This is a genomic window from Verrucosispora sp. SN26_14.1, assembly GCF_004307965.1.
Classification (GTDB): Bacteria; Actinomycetota; Actinomycetes; order Mycobacteriales; family Micromonosporaceae; genus Micromonospora.
This window is the reverse complement of the sequence record NZ_SISL01000008.1, coordinates 1-22,929: the sequence shown is the minus strand read 5'-3', so window position 1 is coordinate 22,929 and position 22,929 is coordinate 1. Positions and strand designations below refer to the sequence as shown.

Sequence of the window (22,929 nt, the reverse complement as noted above, 5' to 3'; positions counted from 1 at the left end):
AGGCCGTTCGATGTCCTCCTTGACCATGACCTACACGCGGCGGAACCTCGCCGACACCATCCGGACGCCCACCATGTTCCTGACCGTGGCACTGGTTCCGGTCGGAGTCATGGTGTTCTTCGTCGTACCCTTCATCGGCCAGGACCCGGCGGCGATCACCTCGGCCACCGCGACCCTGGTGGTGTTCGGGGTGCTCATGGCCTGCGTCGGTCACTTCAGCGTGGCGATCGCGGCGCAGCGGGAGTCAGCCTGGGGAAACTACCTGCGCACCCTGCCCGGCGGAATCGGGCCGCAGATGTCCGGCTATCTGCTGGTCGGGCTGGCGGTCGTCGCCGCGGCGGTCATCCCGATCCTGCTGGTGGCCGGAGTGTTCACCGCCGCCTCGGCTCCGCCGTCACGGGTACTGCTGGCGGCGGGGGCGCTGATGGTCGCGGTGGTGACCTTCACCCTGCTGGGGCTGGCGATGGGCTACCTGATGTCGATGCGGGTGGCCGCCATCGCCAACAGCGTCGGCTTCCTGCCGCTGGCGGTGGCCGGCGGGATGTTCTTCGACGACGCGGACACGCCGAAGATCATCGAGCAGATCGCACCCTTCGTACCCACCCGGGGCGCGACCGACCTGGTGCTGGTCGCGCTCACCGGGGAGTCCGTCGGGCCACTGTCACTGGTGATGCTCGCGGTCTGGATCACGGTCCTCGCCGGACTCACCGTCTGGGGCCACCGCCGCGATCAGGTCCGCCGGTTCACCTGAGGCCGCACCCCCTCTCCCACCCTCGGGTGTGGCGTGCCCGTCATTGAGGCAGACCCTGGTAGTCGGCCGGGCCGGCGATCTGCCCACCGTCGCCCGCCACCTCGCTGCCGGTGACGAACGCCGAGTCGTCGCTGGCGAAGAAGAGGACGATCCGGGCGATGTCGTCCGGCTGCCCGACCCGGCCGAGCGCGACGTTGCTCGTGTCGAACGTGACTCCTTCGGTCATCGGCGTCTGGATCTGGCCGGGGTGCACCGCGTTCACACGGATCCCGTGGACGCCCAACTCCAGCGCGGCGGTCTTGGTCAGGCCCCGTACGCCCCACTTCGACACCACGTAGCCGGACATCCTCGGCACGCCCTGGAGAGCGCCGACGGAGCCGATGTTGACGATCGATCCGCCGCCGGCCCGCTTCATCGCCGGGACGACGGCCTGGATGCCGTTGAAGACACCGATCAGGTTGACGTCCAACGTACGCTGCAACCGCGCGGCGTCCCACTGCTCCAGTGGAGCGGGGTCGGCGATGCCGGCGTTGTTGACCAGGATGTCGACGGAGCCGAAGCGCTCCTCCGTCCGCCCGACGAGGGCTGCCCACTCCTCTGCCGACCGGACGTCGAGTCTCTCGGCGACGGCCTGCGGCCCGAGTTCCGCGGCGAGCGCCTCCGCCACGGTGCGGTTGACGTCGGCGATGACCACGTGGGCGCCCTCCGTCACGAACCGGCGCACGGTTGCCGCTCCCATTCCCATCGCTCCGCCCGTGACCAGCGCGGTCTTACCCTGAAGTCGTTCCATGGCGAGTTCCTTCCTCCCGCACCAACGGGTGCGGGGATCTCATTCGTCGGTATCGGTGCGCCGGCTGAGGCAGCCCCAGGCGACCTGCCCGGCCTGGGGCCGCCTCGACGTGAGTCAGTCCGCCCAGCGCCAGTTCTCGACGCCGTCGGAGCCGGCGAACTCCACCGTGAGCTGGGCGTGGACCCCGTGGTCGGTCAGGTACAACGGAACCGGTGCACCGTGGAACCCGGTCATGTTGTAGATGCTCATCGAGTCGGTGTCCTGGTGCATGCACCACACCTGGCCGTCGCTGTTCGGCGCGTACGGCTCCAGTACCACCTGCCCACCCGGCAGCGGCTCCGTCCCGCCGGGCGACGACGTCAGGTACTCGTCACCGAAGAGCAGATGGAAGCAGCGGTCGGCACCCCGCTGGCCGACGAAGATCGGCTCCCAGCCTTCGGTCGCCGTGTCGTTCGGCAGCAGCCGCACCGGTCGATTCTCGACGCCGTCCGGATCGGCGACATCGATCTCGGTCTCCCCTTGCGGCGACGTCGCCACGTGCCGGATCTCCCGCCGTTCGCCGACCTCGGTCTGGGAGGCGAAGAACCAGAGCTGCTCCGCCGAACCGTCCGCGTCCCGGACACCCAGCAGGAAGTCACCGGGCGTGATGGCGGTGAGCAGTTGTCCGTTCACGTGGTTCCGCAGCGTCCACGCGCCGTTGTCGGCGATGATCGGCCGCCACAACTGGTCGAGCCTCCGTGCCGAGCTGAGCGCGGCGCGGGAGTTCGGCGCGCTGCTCTCCAGCCCGATGTACCGGCCGTCCGCCACGTTCTGTAGCCGCAGGTGACCGTCGAACTCGTAGTCCCAGTCCAGCCGCCACCGCTGGTCCCGTCCCGCGTCATAGGCGGTGTCCGGAACCAGCGGGCCACCGCCCGGCTCGACGTCGGCCACGTTCGTGGTGGCGGCGTTGCGCAGCAACGCCAGGCCCGGCAGCGTCGGAGTGGCAAGCGGTGGGTTCTCCGCAGCCGCGCGCAGCGTCAGGCTGTACCGGACGGGAAAGTGATCCGAGGAGACGGTCGTCGTCAGTGTCCTGGCGTTGAGCAGGGTCGGCGCCCCGCCCCCGAAATCCGTCACCCCGTAGTCATAACTGTGCGTCGGATTCTGGGTGGGATGCGTGTGCTGAGGCGGATCCATCACTCCGAACTGTTGCGCAGGCAGCGCGTTACGGAGATTGTTCGGTTCCCGGTTGAAGTCGCCGAGCACGATCCATTCGTAAGGACCGTTCGGGCCCGGGTTGTTCTGCATGTGCGTACGAATGTTCTGCAATAGAGCTGGCGTGTCGGGGCCGCCGGGCGACCAGCCGTGCACGGTGAAGAACACCGTCTCGCCGCGCCGCACGCCGAGAGCGGGACGGGAGCCGTTGAGTCCGGCGGCGACCACGATGACCTCGTCCGCCGGCTCTCGGGTGGCCACCGCCAGGTTGACTCGCCCGAAGCCCGCCGGCGAGGTGTCGGTGTGCAACCAGTACAACCTCGCGCTACCGGGGCGCCCTTCGCTGCCCCAGCGGTACTCATCGACGGTCGGGAATCCCGGGCCATTCGGGACATTGCCCCGATCGTAGACATTCTGCTGGTGCTGGGCTAGACGGGTCATGCCCGGCGAGGGCACTCCGGCTTCCTGCAGAGCTACGACGAATGCCTGGCTCTGCGTGAGGAAGCTCCTCACCTCTTGGTACTTGTTCTGGTAGCTGCCATCCGCCGCGGACCCCGCTCCCTGCATGTTCCAGGTGATGACCTCCTGGCGGTTCTCGTCCCGGGGATCGAGCTGGCCGACGTCGCGGAGGAACAGGGAGGGCCACCGCTCGTTGCGGACGACGACGCCCTGGCCGTCGAAGGTCGCGGTCTCCCGCCCGGCCCAGTCCTTGATCGGTGCGCCGCCCTGGCTCAAGGGGGCGAACGCGCGCGGGTTGTTCGCGTCGGAGCCGAACTGGTAGATCGCGCTGCTGTTGCCGCTACCCACCGAGTAGGGCGCGTACGGCAGGAACGGGCCGCCGGGCGTGGACTGCTTGATCAGGGTGTTCTGGTGGAAGACGTTCTGCGGGCCGGAGGCACCGGACCACTTGATCGCCTTGGCCGCCGCCGCCCACCAGATCGGGAACCAGGTGCCGTCCTCCAGCTCGCCGCCCTCACCGCCGCAGTTCGCGGTGCAGTTGCCGGACCGGTGCTCGTACGGCACGCGTACGGTGTTGCCCTCGAAAAGGTTGTACCGTTCCCAGCCGCCGTGCAGGTTGAGGTCGGAGTCGAGGTCGTTGCGGAACGCCACGTTGCCGCTGGCCGACCACTGGAACGTGAAGTGCCGAAGGTTCCGGCTGGTGTTGTAGGCCCAGAGCGAGTCCCACACCCGGCTGCCGCGCAGGTAGCCGTTGCCGCCCTTGCCCTTGTTCCACGCGCCGTCGAAGGTGTTGTGCTCGATCTGCAGGTTGCGGGCGACCTCCGTGACGACCGGGTGCGAGCCGGTCATCGTGCCGGTCAGTCCGCGCACCCAACTGTTCGCGGCCCACTTGAAGGCGAGGCCGTGCATGGCGTACTCGGGCGCGAGGTTGCCGTAGTTGTGCACCGCGTCGCCCGGCGGCGTGGTGTAGCGACCACCGCCGTGCTTCGGCATGTCCAGCAGTTCCTGGCTGAAGGCGAAGTTCTCGAAGCCGACCCCTTCGACCACGCGCAACGGCGTGATCTTGCTGGTGTAGGCGGTGCTGCCGATCGGCGCCGAGCCGTCCGACGTCGAGTCGACCGGCACGTCGTACTCCAGCGGCCGGTCGAGGGTCACGGTCTTGCGGGTGCGGTCCACCTGGACCGCCCGGAACATCTGCTGGCGCATGTGCAGGTTCTCGCGGACGCCCGGGTCGTCCGGCGACAGGCCCTGCTGCTCGTAGAAGTTCCGGCTGTTCGCGGCGCCGACCCAGACGTAGCCACCGACGACGAACCGGTCCATCTTCGCCGCCGCGTCGATGTGGATCACAGAGCGTCCGGTACGGGCCGAGAAGCCCGGGTCGCCGGAGGCCGCAGCCAGTTTCACGCCCGAGGCCCAGTGCTGGTTGATCGACCCCTCGAACAGGTCCTTGCGGTTGCGCGGTGCGGTAATCCACTCGTCCAGGTACCGCTCGGCGACCTCGCGGGTCTGCACCTTGAACAGCGCACGACCGGGCCAGATCCAGCCGCCCCTGCCCTCGTCGGGGGCGGTGCCCCAGATCATCGAGTCCTGGTGCCACCGGCTGCCGTCGGCGGTAAGCGTGTCGTACCGGGTGTCGGCGCCCGGCCGGAAGACGACGCGGGTGCCGCCGTCGCCCGCACCCTGGCCCCGCAGGATCAGGAAGCTGGCGTCGACGTAGATCTGCCGGGTGATGTCGATCCGCCCGGCGGGCAGGGTGATCAGGGAGAGCCGGCGGTGGTTGCCCGAGGGCGAGCAGGAGTCCTTGATCTGGTCGATCGCGGCCTGAAGGCCGCTGCTGTCGTCGATGCTGTCGTTCGCGCGGACGCCGAACTCGCTGGCGAGCCGAGCCGTGCTGATCGTGCAGGCGCCACCGGCCAGGTCGCCGTCGGACGGCAACGGCGCGCCACCCAGATAGCCCGCGCGGGACCAGTCGGGCATCCCGGCGACGGGCTCGATCCGGTTGGCAGCGGTCAGGTTCGCGGCGGTCGGGTCGACGGCGGCTGTCTGGACCGCCGCCGCCGGTGCTGTCGCCTGGGCCGGGGAGGGGGAGGGGGCCAGCACCGCCACCGGTATCAGCAGCAGCGTCGATAGTGCTCGGACGAAGCGCGCTGTGGATTTCCCACGCGCGGTGGATCGAATTTCCCGCATACCGATGACGACGATCCGGGCGGCCGATGGTTCACGTGACCGACAACACTTATCCGCCGCTACGACACCACTCGCCCAAAGTTCACTACAGATCTTGTGTAGAGGGTCACCGGATCGAAACTTGCGCCGACAACAACCGTGTCGATGTAATGACTGCCGCCGCCGTCCACAAAGCTCACTATTCAGCGTGAGCAACCACGGCGAATGTCATCACCTCATCCGGGAGACCGCAGAATGATCCGTAGCAAGTCCGCCGGGGCGCTGTTCACCATGGTGATCACCCTCCTCGCCAGCCTCATGACGGTGATCGCCGCGCCACAGGCGGCGTCCGCCGCAGCGGCGCCCGTGTACCACCTGCGCAACGTGCAGACCGGGCTCTGCCTGGACAGCAACTCGTCGGGCACCGTCTACACCCTGGCCTGCAACGGCGGAAACAACCAGAAGTGGTACGACCTGCCCGCCGCCCCCATCGTCCACCGATACATCATGGTGAACGTCGCCACGGGTCGATGCCTCTCCACCAACTACAACGGTGACCTCTACACCGCAGCGTGCGAGAACAGCCAGCCGCTCCAATTCTGGTACTTCCTCACGCAGCCGTCGCGAGTGGCGAACGAATTGACCGGCCGGTGTGCCGACAACAATTACAGCGGATGGGCCTACGCCGAACCGTGCAACAACGGCAATTACCAGAGGTGGCACAAGAACTGGCTCTGACCGCACCGGAGCAGGGGCTGCGTCGGGGCAGTGATGCCCCGACGCAGCCCGGTCGGTTTCCGAGGCGCTCAGATCAGCAGCAGGGTCTTCCCCACTGCGGTGCGGTTCTCGATCGCCGCGTGGGCATCGGCGGCACGTTCCAACGGAAAGGTCTGCCCGATGACCGGCCGCACCACTCCCGCCGCCGCCCGGGCGAACATCTGCTCCGCCCACCGCGCCACTTCCGGCCCGAACCCGAACAGCTGCTCGATGCCGATCACCTCCACACCCCTGCGACGCGCCTCGGCGGGCTCGATGACCGTGGCCTCGCCGCTGGACGCACCGTGCACCGAGAACCGACCGCCACGGGCCGTCACCTCGAACGCGGCCCGCCCGATCGGGCCGCCGACACCGTCGAACACCACATCCGCTCCCCTGCCGCCGGTCGCTTCGAGGACCCGCCCGGCCCAGCCCGGTTCGGAGTAGTCGACCACCGCGTCGGCGCCCAGGCCCCTGACCACATCGAGCTTCCGGGACCCGCGCGCAGCTCCGACCACCCTCGCGCCCGCCGCACGGGCGAGCTGCACCAACAGGCTGCCCACCCCACCTGCCGCCGCTTCGACGAGAACCCACTCACCGGCGCCGATGGTGGCGTGCTCGACCAACCCCTGCGCCGTGCTGCCATCGCTGTACAGGGCGGTGGCCTCCGGGAGACCCAGGCCGTCCGGCACCGGAAACAGATCCCCGACCAGCGCCACCACCTGCTCGGCGAAACCGCCGGTCTCGCGCGTGCGGGCCAGAACGCGCCGTCCCCGCCACGCCGGATCCACCTGCGCACCGACCGCGCTCACCAGCCCGGCGACCAGAGTTCCCGGCACGTACGGCACCTCCGGCCGTTCATGCCACCTGTCGGTGCCACGCCGGATCTGCGTCTCGACGAACGTCATCCCCGCCACCGCCACGCTGACCACGACCTGGTCCGGTCCGGCCACCGGATCTGGCACCTGAGCCGGCACCAGCACCTCGGGTCCCCCGAAACGAACTACCTGGACCACTCGCATTCCACCCGCTCCCGTCCGTTCGCCGACGCGAACATCGAGAGCATGCAACCTGACGTCAGGTTGAGGTCAACCGATGCAGGTCGACGACCGCAGTCAGCCGGAGTCACCCTCTTCCGGCTGTCCTGCGGTACTCCACAGCCGTGTTTCCTTCGCCGATCGGAGGACGTCCCGCGCGGCGGCAGCCACTGGACAGTCCGCCGTGCGGCAGATCGGGCAGCAGCCGTCGGGGCCGGGTCGGTGGTCGCGCAGTACCCAGCGGGCAGTCAGGATCAGTCGGTTGCGGATCTGGGCCAGGGACAGGAACGGCGCGGTCATCCTCAGCCCACCCCGATGGTGGCGGCGAGGTGCACGAGCGTGGTCGGGGCGGTGGGGTCGCGGACGATCTGAGCGAGTACGTCCCGGCCCGCCGGACGGTGCCGGACCTCGGCCGGCGCCATCCGATCGGCCTCCACCAGTGCCCGGCCGGCGTTGATCGGATCATCGGTGTGCAGGTACGCGCGGGCGGCGTCGATCAGGTGCCCGGCGCGGTACTCGACGGGCAACCACCGCCAACCGTCCCGGTCGGTCGCCTTCTCATGCCACGCCACCGCGTCGCCGCCGTCGCCCAACTCCACCGCTGCGCTCACCCTGGCCGCCTGCACCGCCGTGGGCCCGAACCCGGTGCGGTGGTGATCATGCCCGTCACCGACCTGGACGGCCAACGCTGCCGCCTCGTCGAGCAAATCAGCCACCGCCGTCTCGTCACCTGATCGGGCGGCAGCCAACGCCGCCTGCACCAGCAGAGCCCCGCCCAGCGACACTTCCTCAGGTGCGCCTTCCTCGACGACCTGCGGCGCGATCCGGTAGGCGGCGGCCAACATCGCCGACCTGGCCGCCCGCACCTGCCCACACCCCCGCAGCACCTGACCGAGCTGCACCGCTGCCGCAGCCACCAGGATGCGGTCCCCGGTGGCAGCGGTCATCGCCCGATCGACCGCCAGCCACGCCAGATCCGGCTCACCCATCTTCACCAACAGCGACGCGGTGATCCGGTACGCCTCCACCAGCGACCCCCGACCCGCCACCGGATCCGCCGCGTGAGCGTGCTCGACGTCGGCCAGCAACTCCGGCAGCCGGTCGGCCACCCGCTCGTAGCGGGCGTGCTGGAAAGTCGTCCAGACGTAGGCGACCTGCCGGTCCACCTGCGCGCCGGACGGCAGCGGACGACTGCCCGCCGGTCGGCCGAGGGGAATCGCGTACCGCGACAGGGCCGCGCGGACCCGTTCGACGTCTGCGGTCCGGTCGGACACATCCGTCGGCTGGACGTCCCGGCCCAGCAGCACCGCCGCGTCGATACGCAGGACCGTCGCGACCTCCTGAAGCGTGGACACCTTGTCCAGCGAGCGCACTCCCCGCTCAACCTTGTCCACCCAACTCTTCGACTTCCCCAACCGATCGGCGAACACCTGCTGCGACAGCTTCCGCCGCCCCCGCCAGTACGCCACCCGCCGCCCCACCGGCAACAGCTCAACGACGCCCACGACGCCACCGCCGATCCGGCACCGCCCGCGTGGTCTCCTCCACCGGGATTCGATCCGCCTCCGCCTCGGCCAACAGCCGACGCTTCGCCGCCTCCCGCTCGGCCGCCTGGATCTGCTCACCCCGACTGACCGCCGGCTCGTCGCCTTTACCCGGCATCCTTGACCTCCGCCTGTAGGAAGCGGCGGCACGCTGACCGTCGCAGATCCACAGTGACGTCGGGATGTCACCTGTTGCGACGGCACAAGACCCGACAAATCAACCACATAGCCGGCGACATTTGGGCGACATGACGCTAGGGTGACGGTCATGACCGCCCCCAACACCGCGTTGCGCGCTGTCCGCACCGGCATGCGGATGAGCCAGGACGACTTCGCTCGCGCGCTCCAGGCCGCGGGCCACCGCGTCGGCGAGCCCAATGACGCCAACAAGCGACTCGTCCAGCGATGGGAGTCCGGCACGATCGCCGCGCCGCGCCCCGTCTACGCCCGCGCGCTGGAAGTCGTCACCGGGCTACCCATCTCACTCTTGGGCTTCGCAGCGGTACCCAACGGGCATGTCGCTGACGACGACCACGGCGGCCACGACCTGACTTCTCCCGTGTCCAGCCTGGCTACGCCGACACCGACGTCCAAGCCCACGACAACCGGCCGTTCGTACGAAGGCGTGTGGCTCAGCCGCTACCAGTTCTACTCCAGCGGGCGAGGGGACTCCTTCGCTGGACAACACTTCGTGGTGCTGCTCCAGCACGGCGATCGATTGACGGCACGCAGCCTGCCTGGCTCGGCGTCCTCGTCTCTCTCGCTGGACCTGACTCTGGACGGTGCCGTCGTCACCGGCACCTGGGTAGAGCAGACCGACCCGACCGGCTACTACCGGGGCGCCCGGTACCACGGGGCAATCCAGCTCATCGCCGAGCCGACCGGTCGACGGATGGCCGGAAAGTGGATCGGCTTCGGCAAGGACATGGACGTGAACACCGGCCCATGGGAACTCGTCTTCCGCGACGCCTCGACGTCTAAAGCGACACTTGATCGCTACAACACGTCGGCGGGGTAGGTCGCTGCTGTCCGGCAGCGACCTATTCGGTTGTTCACCGTCGTCCGTCGGGTTTGGCGTCAACCGCCCCGGTCGTCATCCAGTTGGTCACCCGATTGATCGACTTACACTGGTGCCATGCGGCGACGGGACGTGGTCTGGTGGGCTTGGCCGGCGCAACCGTGCCGGCCTGACTCGCGGCGGCCACGGAACGTTGACCCTCAGCCGGTTGTCGGGTGCAGACCAATGCCGCCCTCTGCGTCGGACATGGAACGGGCAATCGATGGCTGTCGTACTAGCAGTGGCCGACCTTCGTCTGGTTCGACACCTGGGTGGCGATCATGTAACCACGCCCGTACACCGAGTCGACCTTAAACCAGCGGTTGGTACCGTTCCACCACTGATTGTCAGTCCAGCACAGCATCGTGACTGCGGTGGCCCGTGGCATCTCGAAGTAGATGCCACCGGTGCTCGGTGAGTTCGACAACGAGCAGGTGGAACTGTTGCAGTAGGACGGGCCGAACGCCTGCGCCGGTGTCCCGACGGCGACTATCGCTGCCGTCGCGGCAATCACCGAGGCGAGCACCGCCATGGCTCGCTTGATCCTCATCAAACCCTCCAAGCCTCGACGACACACCACGGACAGTGGGAAATTCCATCACAGAAAGTAGCATCGAGTGTTGGCGCTGCATGATGCCTGTCGGATAGGAGACCGCGCAGTCCGGTTGACGCCAAGACAACCTTGACGCCTGTACGGACGGAAGCTCGGCGACCTTGCCGTCCCATGTCGTCTGCCGCTGGCCGATGCTGCTGTTTTCCCTTCCGGACCTTGCGATAGAGGCTGACCTGCTCATGTGAGTCCGTCTCCCGGCGCTGGGTCTACGCCTGCTTTTCCTGTTCAAGATGCCGTCCCGGTCCGTGGTCGTTTACAGGTGCTCGCCGGTTTGGCTGCTCCCTCGGCTGCTCGGCGGCCCTGGCGCCTCTGCCGCCTTGGCCCCTGCCGCAGTGTCTCGTCCTGGAGTGTCCGGTCGGACGACTGCCATAGTGGATCTTGGTGATTACCCTGCCCCTGCGGATCCTGAAGGTTTCCCCTTTGGATTCTCTGCTGACAATTGAGGAAACACCGCTGGGGCCCTGGTACGCCGTGGGCCTCTCCCATGGCCTGCTGACATGGCGGTGCGCTTTCGTAGTCCGGTTGCGGGGGAAGGAGCGATCGCCGATGCCCAGCGAGGGAGCCCCATGACGACCTACCGGCGTCGTAGGCATTGGAGACGTGGCCACTGGGTCAATGACCACCGCGTCAATCGCACCCGCTCCACTGCACTCTCCCAGCCGAGTTCCGCCCCGACCGTGACGGGCAGAGTGGGCTGTCTGTGGATTGCCGGCGCCATGATCGCAATCCCGTTCGTTGCCATGTACTGGATCGTGAAGGCGTACATCAAGTGGCCAGCCGCGCGGGTCGGCCTCCTCGCCATCATGGGTATCAACACCGTGGTAGCGGTCGTGGGTACAGCGTCGCAGGATGCCGAGATGTGGCCGGCCGCTGCACTCTTTGCGGTGATTAGCGCACTGATGGGCTGGCACGTGTGGCACACGTTTGCTCGTCATCAAGGGAATGCAGAGGGCGTGGCGACCATCGAAGCGCCTCCGGTTCCACGGGGCTTGGACGCGACACTGCAAGCTCAGCCGCCAGCATCATCGACGCAAGCGCCAGCCGCCGTGGAGCCGACACGGACGCAGCGGAGCCCGGAAGCTGAGGCTGAGTACCAACGGGCGGCCGTGGCCTTCCGCATGCTCTTGGCCAGACGCGCGCTTGCCGGCATCGCGAGGCCAGCCTCCGGCACTGGTGCCCGGCTGCGCGTTCCAAGCTAGTGACTTGCTATGCGACCCCCGCTTACTCGGTCGCGGCCGTCCGCGCAGCATGCTGGCATGCCGGGGCCGGTGATACCCCGGAGCACTCGCTTACAAGCTCTGTGCGCCGCACCCACCGCATCGTGGGCTATCCGGGGGCTCGGCCCCCGGAGCAGAAATGACAAGGCCCCCTGGTCCGCGCGTTCTGCGGACAGGGGGCACCTGGGGACTTGTGGGCGATACTGGGATCGAACCAGTGACCTCTTCGGTGTGAACTCACGGCAGACCGGCCGGATCGGGTGTCGTACGAGGTCATCTGGGCTGGTGACGCTCGTTCCGGTCCGGTGCGGGTGGCACGGTTGCTGTACTTCGCTGCTGTACTTCCGGCGGCTGTCTCGTCCAGCCGATGAATCGGCGGTGCAGGGTGCCGGCTGCTGTCCAGGGCATGTCCTCGGCGGCCTGAATGAGGTAGGCCCCGAGGTAGAGCGCCAGCGACACCGGCGCGTCGGCGTACTCCGCGCGCAGTTCCCGCCGCCGGGTCGGGCACGGCCACGGGAGGTCACACCCGCCGCAGCTCCAGATCGGCATCATCGGACCGTGGCTGGTCATCGCTGGTCCTCCGTCTGCGGCCAGCGTCCTCGGGTGATCGGTATCCGGTGTCGGGCTCGGCACGGCAGGTCGGCTCCGCAGTTGCAGATGCGCCGCCAGTGCTGCCAGGACCACACCGGCCGATGCCGCCGGGCGAAGGTCAACGCGGTGGCGGAGACGTATTCGTCGTATGAGACGCGCCGCACGTACCCTCCCTCGTCGCTCATGAGGGCGGCTCGGTCGCCCTCTGGCTGAGGGACACGGCGGCCGGGCGTGACTCGCACCGACCACCGCATCCCGTGAGCGGAAAGCTACGGTCGGTGGCCGGGCGGGATGGGTAAGGTTCCTACCCCTGGTTCAGGAGACGAGTCCGACCTTCGTCGCCAGGTCACGGGCGGCATCCCGGGTGGAACGCGGACCGTCGAGCAGGTCCATGGTGATCTGGCGGGCGTACCCGTTGAACCGGATCGTCTCCGGAGCAGACTCGTACGCCTGCCGCAGCGCCGCCACGGTCGCTTCCTTGTCGTCCTTGCCGTAGTGCGCCCGCGCGACCTCGATCAGGTGGCGTGCCCGACGCGGCCTCGACGGAATCGCCGCCGCATCATGGCGACGGGCCTGCCGCACCGCTTCGCCCGACTGCTGCAACTCCACCGCCACCGTCACCGCATGAGCACCCATGATGACCCGCGAGAACGACGTCTGCGACTGATAGAAGCTCTCCGGCAGGCGCTGCGCCACCTGGTCCGCGCGGTCCCAGTACCGCCAGGCACGACCTTCCTCACCAGCACGAGCAGACGTGTACGCGGCCTCGAAGTTCAGCGCACCCCACAACGCCAACAGATTGGTGCTCCCGTCAGCCGCCCGCGCCTCCAACGCCGACAACACCTCCAGCGTCACCCTCATCGCGGTGTCCCAGTCACCGGCCTCCCGATGCACCTGACACAGGAACCACCCCGCACGGGCGAGCGCCTCCGGATCACCGGACTCCTGCGCCGCCACCATCGCCCGATCCGTCACCCGCCACAACAACTCGGCGGCAGGCTGGTAGGCGACGAACATCTGTGCCAGCCCGAGCGTCTCCGCCCACAGGGCCTGCGCCTCCCGCCGCTGGTCACCCTCGTACGCCAACACGGCCCGCTGCCCGTCCCGCAGCAACCCCGGCAACAGCCCGCCCAGCACCGTACGGTGATCCGCCGCCTGATGACGCGCCCGCCACCCCGCCGCAAGCCGCTCCCGCAGACCAGACAACGACTCCGGCGGCGCGTCATCAGGAAGCGCCACCTGATTCAGGGCCGCCCGGACCGACACCAACGCCGGATGCTCCGGCCCGTTGACCACAACAGACCGATCGCCCAGCTCCGCAGCCAAGGCGGACACGTCGATCTTCAAGGCTCGCGCGATGCGATCCAGCATGTGAATTCGCGGCGGCAGAATCCGATCCGTCTCCACCGCCTTGACCCACTCGGCGCTGCGGCCCACCAACCCACCCAGCACCGTCCGAGACTTCCCGGACCGCTCCCGATAGACCTTCAACCGCTGCCCGAACGTCAACTCCGGCAAGGAATCCACCCGGACCCCCCTCGCATAGCACAGGACGCACCACCGACCCATCGGCCGCCACCACCGCCAACGCTACCGACCAGCCCGACGCCCCATAACCCTCACACGCCAGCGACCCGTTCCACGCCGGAGTGGTATCCGGACCCCTCGCTTGTAAGTTCTGGGCGTACTGTCCGGCACCGTCCGCGCACGTCTATGACGTCGGGCGCTGATCCGTAGCCCTCCACCACCGGCTCTCTACGTCTGGCCCTGTTGCTGTCACCGTTGCTGTCGGCAGCAGCGGGCTGACTGTTCGGCAAAGACGCCCAGTCATACTGCTATCCCAACTCGTCGTATGGTGATCACAACGTCAGCCGCCCCTTACCTCACGGAGAGCTTGCGATGACGCCTGACGACCTCTTCGATACCACGACCACCACTGGCTTCGGCGGCAGCTGGCCTACGGTAGACAGCAAATTCAAGACTGATCTGCTGGAACAGCTGCGTCGAGGTCCGGTCGATGCCGTTGATGATGTGGATGTGGCCGAAGCCCTCGCATTGTTGCTACACGGCGACTTCATGGCTTTTGGCACGGGAGGAGGAGAGCGGTTATCAGACGCTGAGGCCCGCCTCGCTCTGCGAGCCCTACGGTCGACCTGCGCCCGGCTCGGCCTAGCGATCGAAGTCCCCTGGCAGGACTTCACATCCTTTCGCAGCTACTGGCTAGCACACGACGGATACGGATCATGGGCAGCTCGTCGACAGATGGTCGGCGAGGCATTCGAGCCCCTGCTCCAGCGGCTTTACCGGTTGCAGGAGCAAGTTCCCGCAGGCACCGTGGTGGTACCAGCTCTCAACGCCCTCACAGACCCAGCCGTCATCACTGAGCATCTGAAGCGCCTCGCCGCCAGTGTGGACACCGACCCTCGGCTGGCAGTCAGCGTCGCAAAAGACCTGGTTGAAAGTACCGCAAAGCTCGTCCTGCGAGAACGTGGCGTCGAATACAACCCAAAGGATGACCTCCCAGCACTGGTCGCACAGGCACAGCAGGCACTACGCCTCCATGCTGCCGGCGTAGCCGACACGACAGAAGAAGCAAAGGCGTTGAAGACTATCCTCGGATCGCTGTCTCGCCTGACTCAAGGGGTCACTGAGTTACGCAACCAGGTTGGTGTGGGACATGGACGTGACTCAGTCCCTGGATGGGTCCGTCCACGCCATGCCCGTCTTGCCGCTGGGGCTGCCACTACCTGGTGCAACCTGATGCTGGAGACGCTTGGAGATCCCGAAGCGCCTTGGCGCGCATGAAGACCCTTGGTCGGGACAGCGACCCTCTGCTTGGGAATCGTGCTGATCTGCACCGTGGGTAGTCGTCCCACTGGGCAGGCGGAGCACGCAGCGTCCAGCTTGCCGCAGCCGGTGTGCCCCTGCGCGCCGGTATTGACCCCTGCATCGGGCACGACGACCGGTTCGGTGCGAACGAGAACCACCCGCCTTCGATGAGCTGGGCCAGCAGTAGGGCTCAGCTGCCAGGACGGTCCGCCGCAGTCCATGGACGTCCAGCGTTGCTCGTGCCCATCGTCACCCAGTTCCGGCGTCAGACGTTGAAACGGAACTTAGACCGGCTCGGTGGTGACCTGCGGCGACCTGGTCGGCACGCTGGTCACGCCCCGTCGTGGGCTGCCGTCGCTGCTGGCTGGTTGCCGACGTTTGACGGTGTCTTGTGCCCCCTGCGTGCCCCGAGCAGGTCCGCCGCAGCTTGCCGCACCGGCGTTTAGCAGACGGTGCAGGAAGGGTGTAGCGCCGGCACCAGCACTCCGCGTCCTATCAGCACGAGAGCCGACCGGCTTGCCAGCCGGCTGCTTGATCATTCCGCGCATGTTCCGGATCTTGTGATGTCGGCCGATCTATTGGCTCCACGGGGCTTACACCCACAATCATCGGTTCCTGAGCTCGGGCTTCAACTTGAGAGGGCCTCCTCTCTCTCCGGCATGCTTCGCCAAGAGGGCTGGCCGACCAAAGGTTCGAAGTGTCGCCTTTCAGTCATGCCGGACCGAAACTCTCCTCCCACGACTACCATGCACCGATGGTGCTCGATGTTCAGCTATTATGGGAAGAGCAGGACGAATTGGACAGCCTCGCAGAAGCCGCGACGGCCGCCCTGTCGGAGCCCCTGACGACCGAGATGATTGAACACTACCTAGATTTGCTTTCTCACTTTCATGAGATGGCAGAGAGAGCGGGGGGGTATGGAGCGCAAGGGAAATTCTCGAAATCAGGAACACTTTATCAGGCCGCCTCGCAAGGGCTGTTGAATGCAGCTATTGCACTACAAGACAAGGTGCGAACTTCCACCGAGGCCAATTTTCACGAATTAGACAAGGCCGCCGAGGCTATTGAAGAATTGCGCGCTTCGGCTGATTTTTATGGCGGCATGCATGGCATACAAATGGGTTTGCATTTCAGGACCATGCAGAATACAGAGGAATCGGCCAGGTTCTTCGGTATTGCAGTAGACCATTTGCAGAATCGTGCAAGCGAAGACAACGACGCCAGGTGGTTCCTGTCCAGCGCAGAGGCTCAACTACTGCTCAGTCAAGCCATTCAGTCCAGCAACCGTGGGAACTTTTCGCGAGCCCACCTTCTACTGGGCCAAGCCATCGCGCTCCAAGAGGAAGCATCTCGTCAAATAGTCGAGGCACGGAGTAATGGCGATTTCGGCTTTCCCCCAAATATCGACGACCTGATGATGATCGACGTCAATGGGTTTCGTTACATGTTCCACAACATGGCATACCAGGATCACGTATCTCGTGGGCACTACGAGAGCGCACTTCAAGAAGCCGAGGCCGCCTGCGAGGTTATCACACAAACCCTGGAAGGTGCAGCAAGCGCACCCGACTGGCTCGCAATTACACTCGAAGCCGAGCAGCTCAAAAGCATTGTGAACAAGGAGCGCGCATCCGCGCTCGTGGCTCTTGAGTCCCGCGAGTATTCGCAGGCAATAGCCCACTACCAAATCGCAAGGGCAAATTGCAACAAGGCGGCACAGGTCATAGTGCGGCTCAGAAATCCCAGCAGCGAAAAGTTGCAAGAGATTCTAATGAACCAAAGCTTGACTATTGATGTAGCCATTCGACAAGCACGGGCCCAAGCGGCCCTCGCCAAGGAATTGGAAGACGCGAAGGCGGAAATTGTCGAGCTTCGCCGAAGCTTTGCCGCCTCGCTGAACAGCGCGGGCGTAACAGTCAATGCGAACTCGACGGCCGACATTGCGGCAAAATTCGACCAAAGCATTCAGTTTACGCAGCACCTGGAAGCTATGAGTCGGATAGCGCTAGATCACTTCCTCTCCGAATTGAAATCGAGCGGGCAACTTCCTTCATCGATTGTTGAACGCATCGCAGCCGAGGGTGCAGCGCTACAGAACACTCCTGAGACCGGAACTGGCTTCTTGGCGAAAGTCCGTGACTTCTCAGCACGGACAGCCGCGCTTCTCGCGCCTTTCGGGGCGATTGCTGACGGTGTAGTTAAGCTATTACCACTATGGCCAGGTTAGAGTAGCGCTCGGCCATTTAGGAGCGCTAGCTAGCGGCCAGCACTTACCATCCCGTCTGCCGTCGACCCGCCCACCGGGGAGCGGGCCGCCGCCCGGCCCGCCACGTCAAGACGGCCTTGACGCACGGTCGGACGCTGGCGGGTCGGGCGGTGGTCTGCTCGGCTTGCCCGGGTCGAGGGCAGGCGGGATGGCCCGCGCAACCACCCACGGACCGCGAGCCGCCGACGGAGCCCCGGCCATCCTGGAGCCGGAGCGCCCCCGCCGGAGGCGCAGTAACCGCAACCCCGCCACCGACCCGGCAGCCGCCGACGGACCTGGCGTGCGCTCCCCTACGCCGCGCGGTGCTCGCCGCGCGGCCCGGCCGGCTGCCGGCCCATCACCCCACCGGGAAACGGCCTGTCGTCATGCGGCGGCCCACCGGGCTACCCGCTCTCCGCGCCAGCCGCCGGGCGTATTGCGTGGCCGGAGTCGGAGCGCCAGCGGAGCGACGGGCACGCGCCCAGGCGGCGGCGCGTGCGGCCCGTTCAGGGCCGCCTTGATAGACGTACAGAAAGTCCTCCCACACCAGTCGGCAGCCGGTCCGGACCAGCTCAGCACCGAGGTTCACGGCGGGTTGACGAGTCGGCACCCGGTGCTACTCTGGCGGTCGTCGAGCACGCCAGTGCGGCCTTCCTGCCGGATCGCTGGGCTCGATCACGGAGATGCTGAGCGGCCTTCCTGCCGCTGATGCGGGCCAGATCCCGCCAGCTCTCGATCACGCTGGCCGCGATGTCGGCCCCGGAATCCGCTGAGTGGCCCAGCACGGCCTTCCCGCCGTCACGATGGCCCGGATTCGCATTCCCTCGACGGGTGGGGCTCACCTGCGGCAACCCGCCGGATGCCGACCTCCAGGCACCCCACCCGTCCCGGCCTCACCCAGCACGGCAACCGGAAGGACCACACCTCAACGGCGGTCAGCCACACCCGCCCTCCGGCGTCAGCCGCCCTCCACGGCGGTGCCAGGAGACACCACGAACACCACCGACGGACAGCGTTCCGGCGACCGGTGGCGTTTCGTCGCCCGTCCCTGCCACCCGCCCTGAGGAGAGATCGTGTCCACCCTGCACCGTCCCAGCGTCGCCGCTGGTCGTGACGCCCAGGCCCTGCACCGGGCCGCCACGCCCGACTACTTCGGTTGGTTGGAGCACACCCGGACGGCCGGGGGTTGTGCCCGTCCGATCCGGCTGACCGGCACCATGACCGCCGTCGACCGGGACACCGGGCGGGTCCTGGGCGAGCAGCACACCGATGAGTTGCCCGACCGGGTGCTCTACAAGGCGTGCGGCAACCGGCGGGCCGCTCAGTGCCCGGACTGCTCCTGGGTCTACGCCGGTGACGCCTTCCAGGTCGTCCGCTGTGGCCTGACCGGCGGAAAGAACGTCCCCGCCACGGTGGCTCGGCACCCGGTCGTCTTCGCCACCTTCACCGCGCCGTCGTTCGGCGCGATCCACCACCGGCACGTAGCCCGGCACACCTGTGCCGACCGGCGGCGCTGCGACTGCCGACCGGCCCCCTGCCACGCCCGCCGCGATGCTGTCACCTGCCCGCACGGGCAGCCCGGGGCCTGCTTCGCCCGGCACGACCGTGCCGATCCGCAGCTCGGTCGGCCGCTCTGCCTGGACTGCTACGACCACGATCACCAGGTCGTCTGGAACGTCTTCGCCGGTGAGCTGTGGCGGCGCACCAAGCAGGCCGTCGAACGCCAGCTCGCCGCCCTCTGCCGCCGACGCGGTATCCCGAGAGTCGAGGTCGTCACCGACTCCGGCCGGGTGCGGCGGGTGCCGCCGGTGCGGGTGTCACACGGGAAGGTCGCCGAGATGCAGCGCCGGGGCGCGGTGCACTTCCACGTCCTGCTGCGTCTCGACGGGGTCGACCCTGACGACCGGCACGCCCTCGTCCCGCCACCGGTCGGGATCACCGTGGACGACCTCGACGCCGCCGTGCACGCCGCCGCCCGGCAAATCGTCTTCGCCACCCCGCCGCATCCCGATCGGCCGCAGGGTTGGGCGGTCGCCTGGGGTGAGCAGGTCGACGTGCGCCGCATCGGCACCGGCGACGGGGACGTGACCGACGCCAGGGTGGCCGCCTACCTGGCCAAGTACGCCACCAAGGCCACCGAGGTCACCGGCCACTGCTCCACCCGACTCACCCCGGGCACCGTCGACGCCTACGCCGACCCGGAGGGCGACCACCTGGCCCGGCTCATCGACGCCTGCTGGCGACTCGGCCGCCCCACCCGGCACCGCACCAGCGACACCGCCACCCAGGCCGACGACCGTCAAGGCAACCTTGACATCACACCCGATGTCTACGCCGGGCTGCGACGGTGGGCGCACATGCTCGGCTACGGCGGTCACTTCCTCACCAAGGCCCGCCGGTACTCAGTCACCTTCGGACTGCTCCGCGACACCCGCGCCACCCACCGCCGCACCGACGACAGCTCCGTCACCGTCGGCACCCTCGCCTTCGTCGGCTCCGGATGGCTCACCGACGGGGACGCGCTGCTCGCCAACACCGCCGCCGCCCAACACCGCGAACGCCGCCGCGTCGGCCGGGAAGAACTCGCCCACCAGCTGTGGTCGGAGGTGGCGGCGTGACCCGAACCCTCACCCCACGGTGGTACTCCCCCGCCGAGGTCGCCGTCCTGCTCGGCTTCGGCATCTCCAAGGTCAAAATGAAGATCGCCACCGGTGAGCTGCGCTCCATCAAGGACGGCAAGTACCGCCGCATCCTCCCCGAATGGGTCGACGACTACATCCGCGAGCAGATCGACCGGCAGGAGGCCGCCTGATGCCCGCCCGTGCCCGCGCCAACGGCGAAGGCTCGATCTTCCCGTACCGCAACGGCTTCGCCGCGTACGTCTGGGTCACCAAGCCCGACGGCAAGCGCACCCGCAAGTACGTCTACGGCAAGACCCGGGACGCCGTCCACGACAAGTGGATCAAGCTGCACCAGCAGGCCAAGGCCGGACCGGTGGCGACCAGCGGGCCGACCGTGGGCAGCTTCCTCGCCTACTGGCTGACCGAGATCATCGAGCCGAACCGGGCGCCGCTCACCTACGCCACCTACGAGACGTTCGTCCGGCGTTACCTCTCCCCCGGCCTCGGCACCAAGCGACTCGACCGGCTCCAGGCGCGGGACGTGCAGACCTGGCTGAACCAGGTGGCCCGCACCTGTCAGTGCTGCGCCCAGGGCAAGGACGCCGCCCGCCGCAAGGAGAAGCGGCGCTGCTGCGCGGTCGGTCGCTGCTGCCAGGCGGTCCCGTCGACGCGCACGGTCAGCGACATCCGGGCCGCACTGCGCGCCGCCCTCACCCACGCCCAGGCCGAAGACCTCATCACCAAGAATCCGGCCGTGCCGGTCACCCTCGCCACCGTCCGCCGTCGACGCGGCAAGTCCTGGTCCAGCGACGAGGCACGCCGCTTCCTCGAATCCGCCCGCGCCGACGCCGATCCGCTCTACGCCGCGTATGCCCTGGTCCTCGTCACCGGCCTGCGCAAAGGCGAAGCCCTCGGCCTCACCTGGGCCGACGTCGACCTCGGCGCCGGGGAGCTGACCATCGGGCGGCAACTGCAACGCGTACGCGGAAAGCTCCTGCACCGCGACACCAAGACCCAGGCATCCGACGCCACCCTGCCGCTGCCAGACATCTGCCTGGCCGCACTGCGACTGCGCAAACACCAACGCGACGAGGCCCGCGCGACGGCCGGTAAGGCGTGGCACGACAACGACCTGGTGTTCACCACCCGCTACGGCACGCCCATCGAGCCGCGCAACTTCCAGCGCTCCTGGCAGACCCGCTGCGACAGGGCGGCAACGAAGCCGATCACCGTTCACGACGCCCGGCGGACCTGCGCCACCCTCCTGGCCGACCTCGACGTGCACCCGCGAGTCGCCATGCAGATCCTCCGGCACGCCCGCTTCTCCGTGACGATGGAGATCTACACGCAGGTGTCCTCGCAGGCGACGAGAGACGCGCTCAAGCGTCTCGGCGAATCCCTGACGCGGTGACGAACTGCTGTACTTCGCTGCTGTACGGGCAGCAGAAAGGCCACCTCCCGAAGCCGGGAAGTGGCCTGAGCTGCGTGGGCGATACTGGGATCGAACCAGTGACCTCTTCGGTGTGAACGAAGCGCTCTCCCGCTGAGCTAATCGCCCTCAGCGCGGCTGACTCTACCCGATCGTGCGGCCGACCCGCGAATCCGGGGTCAGTTCGTGGCGAGGTAGCGCAGGACCTGGGCGATCACGTCGATGCCGAGGCTGTATTTGATCGAGAGCAGCGCGACGGTGGCGACGAAGACGAGGCCGACCGAGCCGATGACCAGTCGGAGGATCAGGGACTGTCGCTTCACCCAGGCGGTCCAGCCGTGGACGTGACGGCGGGTGAAGGCGAGCAGGCGTTTGGCCCAGTGGAACTCGACGGCCCAGATGCCGAGGCCGGCGATCACCAGGAGCCAGCCGGGGCCGGGTAGCGGGATGAGCACGATGCCGATGGTGACCACGAGGGCGCCGAGGATGCCGATGACGACCCGGAGGGCGAGGCGGCCGGTGGGGTTGGCGCGGATCAGCGCGAGGGTGGTGGAGACGCGTTGCCGCCAGCGGGGCCGCCCGGGTACGCCGGTGGCGTCCGGCCCGGCGTCGGTCCGGTCCGTCTCGGTTCGCTCGTTCCGCATGCGGTGAGGGTTTCCCCGTCCGGCGGGGCTATTCCCATCGGTGAAGCCTCGTTCGTTGCGGCCGGTTCGGCGATTGTCGACCGGTTCGTGGTCGACTACTGACCGACCGTGCCGGTCGTGCTGTTCGTTCGGCACCCGCACCCCCGCTGTTCGGCTCTGCGGGCCGCGCCGTTCGACGGGTCCCGCCTCGCCAGCTGATCCACTGAGGATCGCTCACCGATCATTTCACGCCCAGTGTGGCGCGGGACCGTCACTGCAACGGCCGACTGGACGTTACCGGAGTAAGTCGACGACTGAGCTACCCGATGATCGGGCGGGATCAAGGCACTGGGCAGAACCGGAAATCCTAGATGAATTTTCACATTCTCGCGGCCTTTCCGAACCCTCTCCCACCACTGGGTGAAGTCAGCGTATGGCGGAGCGTAGCCAGAGGTAGCGCCTGAGTATGGGAAAAGCGGGACACGCGCGTTCCGCACGCGGTGCCGGGGGGAGAACGTCCATGAGTGTCATCCGACCGACGACCGTTGAGGTCGAGACGTCGCTAAGGCTAGTCGCGCCTGACGCCACCGCATTGCCGGTGCGCGCCAGTCTGCGCTACGACCCTGCTGACCCGTATGCGGTCCATGTCCTGTTCCACGCCGAATCGGCGGGTGGCGAGGCGGTGAGCTGGTCGTTCGCTCGCGAACTGCTGGTCACCGGCCTCGACGAACCGGCCGGCATCGGTGATGTGCGGGTCTGGCCGTGGGCCACCCCGCGCGGCGACTTCGTCGCGCTGGCGCTGTCGTCGCCCGACGGCAACGCCCTGTTCGAGGTGCCGCGCAGCGTGTTGGTGCGCTTCCTGCGGCGGACCTACGTCGTCGTCCCGCGCGGCCGGGAGGCCGAGCACCTGGACGTCGACACGGCGGTGAACCGGCTGCTCGCCGGTCGCTGACCACCGACGTAGGCGGGGGCCGCGCGGATCGGCCGAGTCCTGTCTCTTATACAAATCA

Annotated in this window: 19 protein-coding genes and 1 tRNA gene; 9 read left to right on the top strand and 11 right to left on the bottom strand. The window is 67.6% G+C overall.

Features of this window, described 5'->3' with window-relative positions:
* The first annotated feature begins 10 nt into the window (after nucleotides 1-10).
* The gene (locus EYA84_RS01750; protein ID WP_131051217.1) at nucleotides 11-751 is read left to right on the top strand and encodes an ABC transporter permease; all 741 of its coding nucleotides are present in this window, start codon (nucleotides 11-13) and stop codon (nucleotides 749-751) included.
* 40 nt (nucleotides 752-791) lie between these two features.
* Here the strand turns inward: EYA84_RS01750 and EYA84_RS01745 are convergent, their stop codons facing one another.
* Together EYA84_RS01745 and EYA84_RS01740 are read right to left on the bottom strand one after the other, a co-directional pair.
* Complete coding sequence (locus tag EYA84_RS01745) at nucleotides 792-1,541, bottom strand: SDR family NAD(P)-dependent oxidoreductase (RefSeq protein WP_131051216.1); 750 nt, start codon at nucleotides 1,539-1,541, stop codon at nucleotides 792-794.
* A 114-nt stretch (nucleotides 1,542-1,655) separates the two neighbouring features.
* Entirely contained in the window at nucleotides 1,656-5,297 is a 3,642-nt protein-coding gene (locus tag EYA84_RS01740) for an endonuclease/exonuclease/phosphatase family protein (protein ID WP_131051215.1), read from the bottom strand.
* Between the two features lie 315 nt (nucleotides 5,298-5,612).
* Between EYA84_RS01740 and EYA84_RS01735 the strand changes: the two genes are divergently transcribed.
* Nucleotides 5,613-6,095, top strand: a complete 483-nt coding sequence (locus tag EYA84_RS01735; protein ID WP_161594883.1) for an RICIN domain-containing protein — start codon at nucleotides 5,613-5,615, stop codon at nucleotides 6,093-6,095.
* A 68-nt stretch (nucleotides 6,096-6,163) separates the two neighbouring features.
* Here EYA84_RS01735 and EYA84_RS01730 read toward each other — a convergent pair whose 3' ends face one another.
* The 3 genes from EYA84_RS01730 to EYA84_RS33275 form a co-directional block, all read right to left on the bottom strand.
* On the bottom strand, nucleotides 6,164-7,135 hold the full coding sequence (locus EYA84_RS01730; protein ID WP_131051213.1) for a zinc-binding dehydrogenase: 972 nt from the start codon (nucleotides 7,133-7,135) through the stop codon (nucleotides 6,164-6,166).
* A gap of 317 nt (nucleotides 7,136-7,452) precedes the next feature.
* Nucleotides 7,453-8,655, bottom strand: coding sequence for a helix-turn-helix domain-containing protein (locus EYA84_RS01720; RefSeq protein WP_236145551.1), 1,203 nt, complete (start codon nucleotides 8,653-8,655; stop codon nucleotides 7,453-7,455).
* A complete protein-coding gene (locus tag EYA84_RS33275; RefSeq protein ID WP_236145550.1) occupies nucleotides 8,642-8,812 on the bottom strand; it encodes a hypothetical protein in 171 nt (56 codons plus the stop codon). The genes EYA84_RS01720 and EYA84_RS33275 overlap by 14 nt, the downstream gene beginning before the upstream one ends.
* Nucleotides 8,813-8,953: 141 nt before the next feature.
* Between EYA84_RS33275 and EYA84_RS01715 the strand changes: the two genes are divergently transcribed.
* On the top strand, nucleotides 8,954-9,712 hold the full coding sequence (locus EYA84_RS01715; protein ID WP_131051210.1) for a DNA-binding transcriptional regulator: 759 nt from the start codon (nucleotides 8,954-8,956) through the stop codon (nucleotides 9,710-9,712).
* Nucleotides 9,713-9,986: 274 nt separating this feature from the next.
* Here the strand turns inward: EYA84_RS01715 and EYA84_RS01710 are convergent, their stop codons facing one another.
* The 4 genes from EYA84_RS01710 to EYA84_RS01695 all read right to left on the bottom strand — a co-directional run bounded on the left by EYA84_RS01710 (nucleotide 9,987) and on the right by EYA84_RS01695 (nucleotide 13,699).
* On the bottom strand, nucleotides 9,987-10,301 hold the full coding sequence (locus EYA84_RS01710) for a hypothetical protein (protein ID WP_131051209.1): 315 nt from the start codon (nucleotides 10,299-10,301) through the stop codon (nucleotides 9,987-9,989).
* A 1,553-nt stretch (nucleotides 10,302-11,854) separates the two neighbouring features.
* Entirely contained in the window at nucleotides 11,855-12,151 is a 297-nt protein-coding gene (locus tag EYA84_RS01705; protein ID WP_131051208.1) for a hypothetical protein, read from the bottom strand.
* A complete protein-coding gene (locus tag EYA84_RS01700; RefSeq protein WP_236145549.1) occupies nucleotides 12,148-12,336 on the bottom strand; it encodes a hypothetical protein in 189 nt (62 codons plus the stop codon). The genes EYA84_RS01705 and EYA84_RS01700 overlap by 4 nt, the downstream gene beginning before the upstream one ends.
* Before the next feature lie 151 nt (nucleotides 12,337-12,487).
* Nucleotides 12,488-13,699, bottom strand: a complete 1,212-nt coding sequence (locus tag EYA84_RS01695) for a helix-turn-helix transcriptional regulator (RefSeq protein ID WP_131051206.1) — start codon at nucleotides 13,697-13,699, stop codon at nucleotides 12,488-12,490.
* 372 nt (nucleotides 13,700-14,071) lie between these two features.
* Here EYA84_RS01695 and EYA84_RS01690 point away from each other — a divergent pair, with 372 nt between their 5' ends.
* The 5 genes from EYA84_RS01690 (at nucleotide 14,072) to EYA84_RS01670 (ending at nucleotide 21,278) form a co-directional block, all read left to right on the top strand.
* On the top strand, nucleotides 14,072-14,977 hold the full coding sequence (locus tag EYA84_RS01690; protein ID WP_131051205.1) for an abortive infection family protein: 906 nt from the start codon (nucleotides 14,072-14,074) through the stop codon (nucleotides 14,975-14,977).
* Nucleotides 14,978-15,755: 778 nt separating this feature from the next.
* Nucleotides 15,756-17,228 (top strand): hypothetical protein, encoded by a 1,473-nt coding sequence (locus tag EYA84_RS01685; protein WP_131051204.1) that lies wholly within the window; start codon nucleotides 15,756-15,758, stop codon nucleotides 17,226-17,228.
* Nucleotides 17,229-18,316: 1,088 nt separating this feature from the next.
* On the top strand, nucleotides 18,317-19,864 hold the full coding sequence (locus tag EYA84_RS01680) for a replication initiator (protein ID WP_394347541.1): 1,548 nt from the start codon (nucleotides 18,317-18,319) through the stop codon (nucleotides 19,862-19,864).
* Nucleotides 19,861-20,058, top strand: a complete 198-nt coding sequence (locus tag EYA84_RS33270) for an excisionase family DNA-binding protein (RefSeq protein ID WP_236145548.1) — start codon at nucleotides 19,861-19,863, stop codon at nucleotides 20,056-20,058. The genes EYA84_RS01680 and EYA84_RS33270 overlap by 4 nt, the downstream gene beginning before the upstream one ends.
* Nucleotides 20,058-21,278, top strand: coding sequence for a site-specific integrase (locus tag EYA84_RS01670; RefSeq protein ID WP_131051201.1), 1,221 nt, complete (start codon nucleotides 20,058-20,060; stop codon nucleotides 21,276-21,278). The genes EYA84_RS33270 and EYA84_RS01670 overlap by 1 nt, the downstream gene beginning before the upstream one ends.
* 75 nt (nucleotides 21,279-21,353) lie before the next feature.
* Here the strand turns inward: EYA84_RS01670 and EYA84_RS01665 are convergent.
* A tRNA-Val gene (locus tag EYA84_RS01665) sits at nucleotides 21,354-21,425 on the bottom strand.
* 50 nt (nucleotides 21,426-21,475) lie between these two features.
* Complete coding sequence (locus tag EYA84_RS01660; RefSeq protein WP_131051200.1) at nucleotides 21,476-21,940, bottom strand: TIGR02611 family protein; 465 nt, start codon at nucleotides 21,938-21,940, stop codon at nucleotides 21,476-21,478.
* 499 nt (nucleotides 21,941-22,439) lie between these two features.
* Between EYA84_RS01660 and EYA84_RS01655 the strand changes: the two genes are divergently transcribed.
* Nucleotides 22,440-22,871, top strand: a complete 432-nt coding sequence (locus EYA84_RS01655) for an SsgA family sporulation/cell division regulator (RefSeq protein ID WP_007457244.1) — start codon at nucleotides 22,440-22,442, stop codon at nucleotides 22,869-22,871.
* The last annotated feature ends 58 nt before the right edge of the window (nucleotides 22,872-22,929 follow it).